Origin of the sequence: Microcoleus sp. Pol11C2 (assembly GCF_036701505.1) — a bacterium.
Lineage (GTDB): Bacteria > Cyanobacteriota > Cyanobacteriia > Cyanobacteriales > Microcoleaceae > Microcoleus.
The window spans coordinates 1-6,012 of record NZ_JAUBQX010000098.1 but is presented as its reverse complement, the minus strand read 5'-3'; the positions used below and the strand labels follow the sequence as shown (position 1 = coordinate 6,012).

The 6,012-nt window shown below is 44.9% G+C and carries 5 protein-coding genes, 1 tRNA gene and 1 pseudogene; 2 read left to right on the top strand and 5 right to left on the bottom strand.

What is annotated here, in order from left to right; genetic code table 11:
* Positions 1-146, bottom strand: a pseudogene (locus QUA42_RS27240) (photosystem II q(b) protein); the annotation flags it as partial.
* 366 nt (positions 147-512) lie between these two features.
* Here QUA42_RS27240 and cofG point away from each other — a divergent pair.
* Positions 513-1,463 (top strand): 7,8-didemethyl-8-hydroxy-5-deazariboflavin synthase subunit CofG, encoded by a 951-nt coding sequence (cofG, locus tag QUA42_RS27235; protein ID WP_333141762.1) that lies wholly within the window; start codon positions 513-515, stop codon positions 1,461-1,463.
* An 89-nt stretch (positions 1,464-1,552) separates the two neighbouring features.
* On the opposite strand, the gene QUA42_RS27230 is transcribed toward cofG, so the two are convergent.
* The 3 genes from QUA42_RS27230 to cpdA all read right to left on the bottom strand — a co-directional run bounded on the left by QUA42_RS27230 (position 1,553) and on the right by cpdA (position 4,980).
* Complete coding sequence (locus QUA42_RS27230; protein WP_333141760.1) at positions 1,553-2,329, bottom strand: SDR family NAD(P)-dependent oxidoreductase; 777 nt, start codon at positions 2,327-2,329, stop codon at positions 1,553-1,555.
* A 201-nt stretch (positions 2,330-2,530) separates the two neighbouring features.
* Positions 2,531-4,009, bottom strand: a complete 1,479-nt coding sequence (locus QUA42_RS27225) for an alpha-amylase (RefSeq protein WP_333141758.1) — start codon at positions 4,007-4,009, stop codon at positions 2,531-2,533.
* A gap of 191 nt (positions 4,010-4,200) precedes the next feature.
* Positions 4,201-4,980 carry a 3',5'-cyclic-AMP phosphodiesterase gene (gene cpdA / locus QUA42_RS27220; RefSeq protein ID WP_333141756.1) on the bottom strand — a complete coding sequence of 260 codons (780 nt, stop codon included), beginning with the start codon at positions 4,978-4,980 and terminating at the stop codon, positions 4,201-4,203.
* A 176-nt stretch (positions 4,981-5,156) separates the two neighbouring features.
* On the opposite strand from cpdA, the gene QUA42_RS27215 reads away from it, so the two are divergent.
* Positions 5,157-5,227, top strand: a tRNA-Cys gene (locus QUA42_RS27215).
* A 129-nt stretch (positions 5,228-5,356) separates the two neighbouring features.
* On the opposite strand, the gene QUA42_RS27210 is transcribed toward QUA42_RS27215, so the two are convergent.
* Positions 5,357-5,824 (bottom strand): type II toxin-antitoxin system PemK/MazF family toxin, encoded by a 468-nt coding sequence (locus QUA42_RS27210; RefSeq protein WP_333141754.1) that lies wholly within the window; start codon positions 5,822-5,824, stop codon positions 5,357-5,359.
* Between the last annotated feature and the right edge of the window lie 188 nt (positions 5,825-6,012).

Sequence of the window (6,012 nt, the reverse complement as noted above, 5' to 3'; positions counted from 1 at the left end):
ATGTAGCAGATGGTGGCGCTGAGCAAGGTAGGAATCATCAAGACGCCGAACCAACCTACATAAATGCGGTTGTCGGTGCTTGTGACCCACTCACAAAAGCGTTCCCAGACATTGGCGCTTTCGCGCTGCTGTAAGGTTGTTGTCATTTGTTTATGATTGCTTTATTTGGTTTTCAATGTTCGTGACGGCTTTGTGTTCCGCCATGTAAATAAACATAAAGCTTTTATTTCAGTTTGTAAAGGCCTTTTAAGCACAGTTTTTCTTATAGGTGTCATAAATTATGCTTTTTAAAAGCCATAAGGCTTGCTGTATAAGGAGTTTAAAAGCAGAATGCGGAATTAGTGGACGATCGCCCACCAATGAAGAAGACTCATAATCTACCTAAGCAACGAGATTCCGGGCTTGCGTCAGTGTTAAGATAGATGAAGGGTTGCGATCGCCAACCGCAAAACTTGCACTGCACAGATATATATATGTTGTTGCGTAAGTCCGATCAATAAAAATCCCAAGGAATGTCCCGCAACGTCACCTACAGCCCTGCTTATACTCTGGTTCCCACTTACGAGTGTTTTAACCGCTGCACCTATTGCAATTTTCGGGCAGAACCCCTGCTAAGTCCTTGGCTGACACTCGCAGAAGCCGAAAAACAGCTTTTGCTGCTGCAAACTCAAGGTGTAATTGAAATTCTCATCCTCAGCGGCGAGGTACATCCTCACAGTCAACGGCGAAAAGCTTGGTTGCAGCGGATTTACGATTTGTGCGAACTGGCACTTGCTCTGGGATTTTTGCCACATACTAATGTGGGGCCGCTCAGCTTTGAGGAGATGGCACTGTTAAAAGAGGTAAATGTATCGATGGGGCTGATGCTAGAACAGCTTGCCCCACATTTGTTACAAACTGTTCACCGGCACGCACCGAGTAAAGTTCCGGCGCTGCGGCTGCAACAGTTAGAATGGGCTGGGGAATTGAAGATTCCGTTTACAACTGGTTTGCTGCTGGGAATTGGGGAAAGTGAGGGGGATTGGGTGGAGACATTAGAGGCGATCGCCCGGATTCATTCGCGTTACAATCACATTCAAGAAGTTATCCTCCAGCCACACAGTCCGGGAAATCAGCAAAGTTGGGACGGTGAAGTTTTTGATGCTACAAAAATGCCGGAAGTAATTGCGATCGCCCGCAGCATTTTACCATCTGAAATCAGGCTGCAAATTCCCCCCAATTTAGTTGCACAGCCAGACATATTGCTGGCTTGTTTAGACGCAGGTGCTAGAGATTTAGGAGGAATTGGGCCGCGGGATGAAGTTAATCCCGATTATCCTCACCTGCAACACCAAACTTTAACAGAAATTTTAGCAGCATCGGGATGGCAACTTGTGCAGCGTTTGCCTGTTTATCCTCAATACGATAAGTGGCTGCCGCAGACATTGCAAACTGCTGTTCAACAATGGAGAATTAGTCATTAGAAATTATTATTTCTTAGTCCGCGCAGGCGGACTTCGTTTGTGTAGAAGCCGTTTCAACCGCCGAGTAATAAAAATAAACTATTGAGATTTTAAATCAAAGAACCGCCACCATCAATCCAGACTTCAGTACCTGTGATGAAGCTGGAGGAATGTGATACCAGAAATAACACTAATTGGGCGACTTCTTCGCTAGAACCGGCGGTATTATCAGTCAAAGGAATCATATCTTGAATGGAATCAGGGGCAACTGGAATGCGATCGAGATGGCGCTTAACGGTGCTTTCTTCAATTGCAGTTAGCACCCCGCCCGGACAGACCACATTGACTCTAATTTGGCAGGCTGCGAGTTCTAGCGCCAGCATTTTGGCAAAGGCTACTTGGGCAGCTTTTGAACAAGCGTAGGCCGTGGCACCAACTTTCCTGAAACTTCTGGTGCCATTAATCGAGGATGTAATTACAATTGAACCTCCTTGTTTTTTCAGATGAGGAACAGCATACTTAACAGCCAAAAATGTTCCTCTGAGGTTGGTGTTAATTGTCCGATCCCACTCATCGGGTTCTATCTCCTCTATCGGCGACCATACACCGTTAATACCCGCATTTGCAAACAAAATATCAATTCTTTGATATTCATCAAAAATTGTTTGAAACGCTTTTTGCATTTGCTGAGAATCTCCAACATCTGCGGCAATAGCCAGCCCGCAGCCTCCTTCCTTGACCAACTGGCGGACGGTTTCTTGCCCCGTTGCCAAAATGTGATCTATAATAGCAACTTTTGCGCCTTCCTTGGCCATTAAAATTGCTGCTGCATGACCAATTCCCGAGCCACCGCCGGTAATAACGGCAACTTTTTCTGAAAGTTTCATATTTTTTTAGATTAATATTTTTCGCGCGATCACATAGCATAAAAATAATACTGGAGAGAGGACTTTAGTCCTCACTAAAAACAACTTTTCGTCATCAAAGTCTTGAAAGTAAAAAGTTGTTTAATGTACTAATTATAGGGGTAAGGTGTGCAGTGCACACCCTACTTTAGGCTGAGGAGTACGTCAATTTTAACGCAGTTCTTACGGCTGTGGCACCCACACCGAAACAGAACCGGCGTTACACCGAAAATCAGCCCAACCATCGTCATTGGTGGTGATAGGTTCTTCGATGTGTTCGGTGATGTCAATATAAGTGCGATTCGGCTGTCCGACTTCCATAAACTTAGTGCCATCGCCTCCGTTACTGAGTACCACAGCCATGCCACCCGGATGTTCTTCATTACCGAGTCGCGTCCAGCCAATAGTGTTGGCGTGGTCGAAGTAATCGTACTGATTGCCGTAGGAATAAGTTTGGCGCGCTAACAAGAATTTATCTACCATAAACTGATGTTGGTCTAACCAAATCTCGTATTCATTGCCATCATTTGCTTTATCCTTATAGTTAGCGCCGTAATAATCCGGGTAAAAAATACACGGATATCCTTCGCGTCGCAGCAGAATTAAAGCGTAGGCAAGAGGTTTAAACCAAGCCTCGACAACTGATTCTAGGGATTGTAAGGGCTGGGAATCATGGTTGTCTACTAAGGTAACGGCGAGGGCGGGTTGCTGTTGGACGAGGGTGTTATCAAAAATTGTTCGCAAATCGTAGCTATTGCCGGCTTTGCTAGCAGCGTGGAAGTTGTAGTGGAGGGGCGCGTCAAATAAGGAGACTTTACCGCCCGTTGCTTCGATGAAGTAGTGCAAAGCTTCTACTTCGTAAGACCAATATTCGCCGACAGCAAATAGGTCGCGTTGGGCATAGTGGCGGACGTGTTCCAACCATTCTTGGAAAAATTGTGCTGATACGTGCTTGGCGGCATCGAAGCGAAAGCCGTCAACGTTTGTTGTATCGACATACCACTCACCCCAGTATTTTAATTCGCCCGTGACTTCTGGGTGGTCCATATCTAAATCGCAACCCATCAGGTAGTCAAAGTTGCCTTTTTCTAAGTCTACTCCTCGATCGAATTCTTTGCCTTTTAGGAGGTAAACCGCATGGGTTTCTGTGTTGTAAACGTTGTAATCAATGGCGTCAAAATGCCACCAATGCCACTCCATGCTGGAATATTTTTTATCGCGACCGGGAAAAGTAAAATGCGTCCAAGCTTTAATGTTTTGATATTCACCTACTGTGGCATTGCGGTCATCGGGATGGAAGGGTGTGGCTTCGGCTTCTTCTTCTGCATCTGCACCTAATTTGTGATTAAAGACTACATCGGCATAAATCCGAATTCCAGCATCTTGGGCAGCTTTTATCGCGGCCAAATACTCATCTTTTGTCCCGTATTTCGTGCGTACCGACCCTTTTTGGTCGAACTCGCCTAAATCGAATAAGTCGTAGACGCCGTAACCTACATCCATGCCACCGCCAGTTCCTTTATAGGCGGGTGGCAACCAAAGGGATGTAACGCCTATTTTGGCTAAATCTTTTGCCGATTCCGCTAGCTGATTCCACAGGTTCCCGTCAGCGGGATTGTACCAGTGGAAATACTGCATCATCACGCCATTGACTTCAGACATATATTTAGTTTTTCTTATTTTGTAATGTTGCCAGATAGATTTTTGTTCGTAGCTTGCTAGTTTACGTAGATCTGCAATCTATCGTTAACAAATATTATAATAGATGGGGTTGCTCCACACAATCTATCTGTTGATGGATTGACAAAAAAATGTAAATTTGATAATAATTATTTTCATGCTATAGAAAATTATTAAAAGGGTGGCGATGCTTGGGCAACTCGCTCAACTCTGGTGTTCCAAGTACCGTCGATCGCCAATTCAAGCAATCTAAATCCCGGCGGCATTTCGTCAACTATAATCGGATGGCTTTTGGGTAAAAGTTGGATGCAGGTGCTGGGTGTCCCCAAGTAGGTAACTGAACCCCGCTGTTGTTGAAATTCTTGGTGAATGTGGCCGCAGAGGACGATTTTGATTTGAGGATATCGATCGACAATTGCGAAAAATTCATCGGCATTGTGCAGCATCATTCCATCCATTATTTCAGAGTCGATCGGCAAAGGATGATGGTGCAAGGCAATGATAACAGGTCGATCGCCGGTTTGTTGCAGTTGAGAGTCGAGCCAATGCAAGCTTTCTGGGGAAAGCCGCCCGCCGTCGCATCCCGCTTCCACACTCGAAAGTAATAGAAATTGCCAGTTTCCTAGCCTCCATGATTTTTCTGGGGAAAGAGGCGACTGATTTAAGATTTCTGACATGACTGGGATGTTGTCGTGGTTCCCAGGTATCCAGTAGGCGGGAATTCCGAGGGGGGCGATGAGGGAGACGAGGCGCTGGTAGGATTCAGGTGTTTCGTCTTGGGACAAGTCGCCTGTGAGTAGGAGTAAGTCGGGCCGCGGCTGTATCTGTTGCAGGCGATCGAGAACTGCTTGGAGGGTGCGGGTTGTTGAGAGGCCTTTCCATTCTCGATCGATCTCTGCAAACAGGTGAGTGTCGGTGATTTGGGCGACGAGTAGGGGAGAAACTGGTGTCATGGCTGGTGTTGGGGGCGATCGATGTAGTTCTAGAATAGCCTCGGATGGGTTTTGGAGGTGTGGGAAAAAAGGGCGATTCCCTAGGGGATAGCTGCGCTTTACGAAATTTTTGACAGGTATGTTAAAATTTTCGAGATTTGGTGTACTATAAGAAAACGTCAATTTTGAGACGTGACGGCGGCATAGCCAAGTGGTAAGGCAGAGGTCTGCAAAACCTCCACCCCCAGTTCAAATCTGGGTGCCGCCTTTTTTAATTTTTGTTAGATGTGGCTAAGATGCCGTTTGGGCGATCGAGAAGGTTAACAGGATATAGCGAGAGTGCTCAAGTCCACTGCAAAAACCTTCTTGACCTCTACCATCAATTACTACTCATTGACTACGATCGCAAATCGTCGATCAGTTTTTCTATAGCCCTACTTTTTGTGGTTTCATCTGGCAGATAATTAAACACTTTCTGCAAAAGTTCTATAGACGCATTTTTAATAAACCAATCTTCACCCGGATTATACCCAAGATTTAAAAAATACTTTAAACGTTCCTCTATAGCTTCCTTATCTGGTTTATCCAATTGTCCAACTCGCTTAAGCCACTCCCCTTGCGAGTCTTTAAAACAATTAGCATCAACAGTACATATCTGATGCACTAGAGCGAAGGAATTATTAGAAAGACCATTTGTGCTTGTAGAATTAATCGGATATACAGTTGGCAAACCTTTATAGGTTTCTTGTGAAGTCAACGGAATCAGCGTCAAAGTTTGGATGTATTTAGAGTCCTCTTGAAATTGGTCACTTGTCCAAACGATATAAGGATGCTCTCCCCGAAAAACCCGACTCGAATTAATCACCTGAGTGCAAGAAATTGTCTGGCACTCAATCTCCCCTGGTTGATTTATCTCATAAATATGATGATGACCGAGTTTGCAACGAAGAGATACTCTATAGGGATTGATAAAATAAATCGTAATTGCTCAACCCCCTTGACAAGAGAACGAGATAAACATTAGATAAAGGAATGAAAAAACTCCCTGACCTA

Coding starts and splice junctions, on each gene's coding strand:
- QUA42_RS27230 (WP_333141760.1), bottom strand. CDS start 2,329: ATGAAACTTTCAGAAAAAGTTGCCGTTATTACCGGCGGTGGCTCGGGA.
- QUA42_RS27225 (WP_333141758.1), bottom strand. CDS start 4,009: ATGTCTGAAGTCAATGGCGTGATGATGCAGTATTTCCACTGGTACAAT.
- cpdA (WP_333141756.1), bottom strand. CDS start 4,980: ATGACACCAGTTTCTCCCCTACTCGTCGCCCAAATCACCGACACTCAC.
- cofG (WP_333141762.1), top strand. CDS start 513: ATGTCCCGCAACGTCACCTACAGCCCTGCTTATACTCTGGTTCCCACT.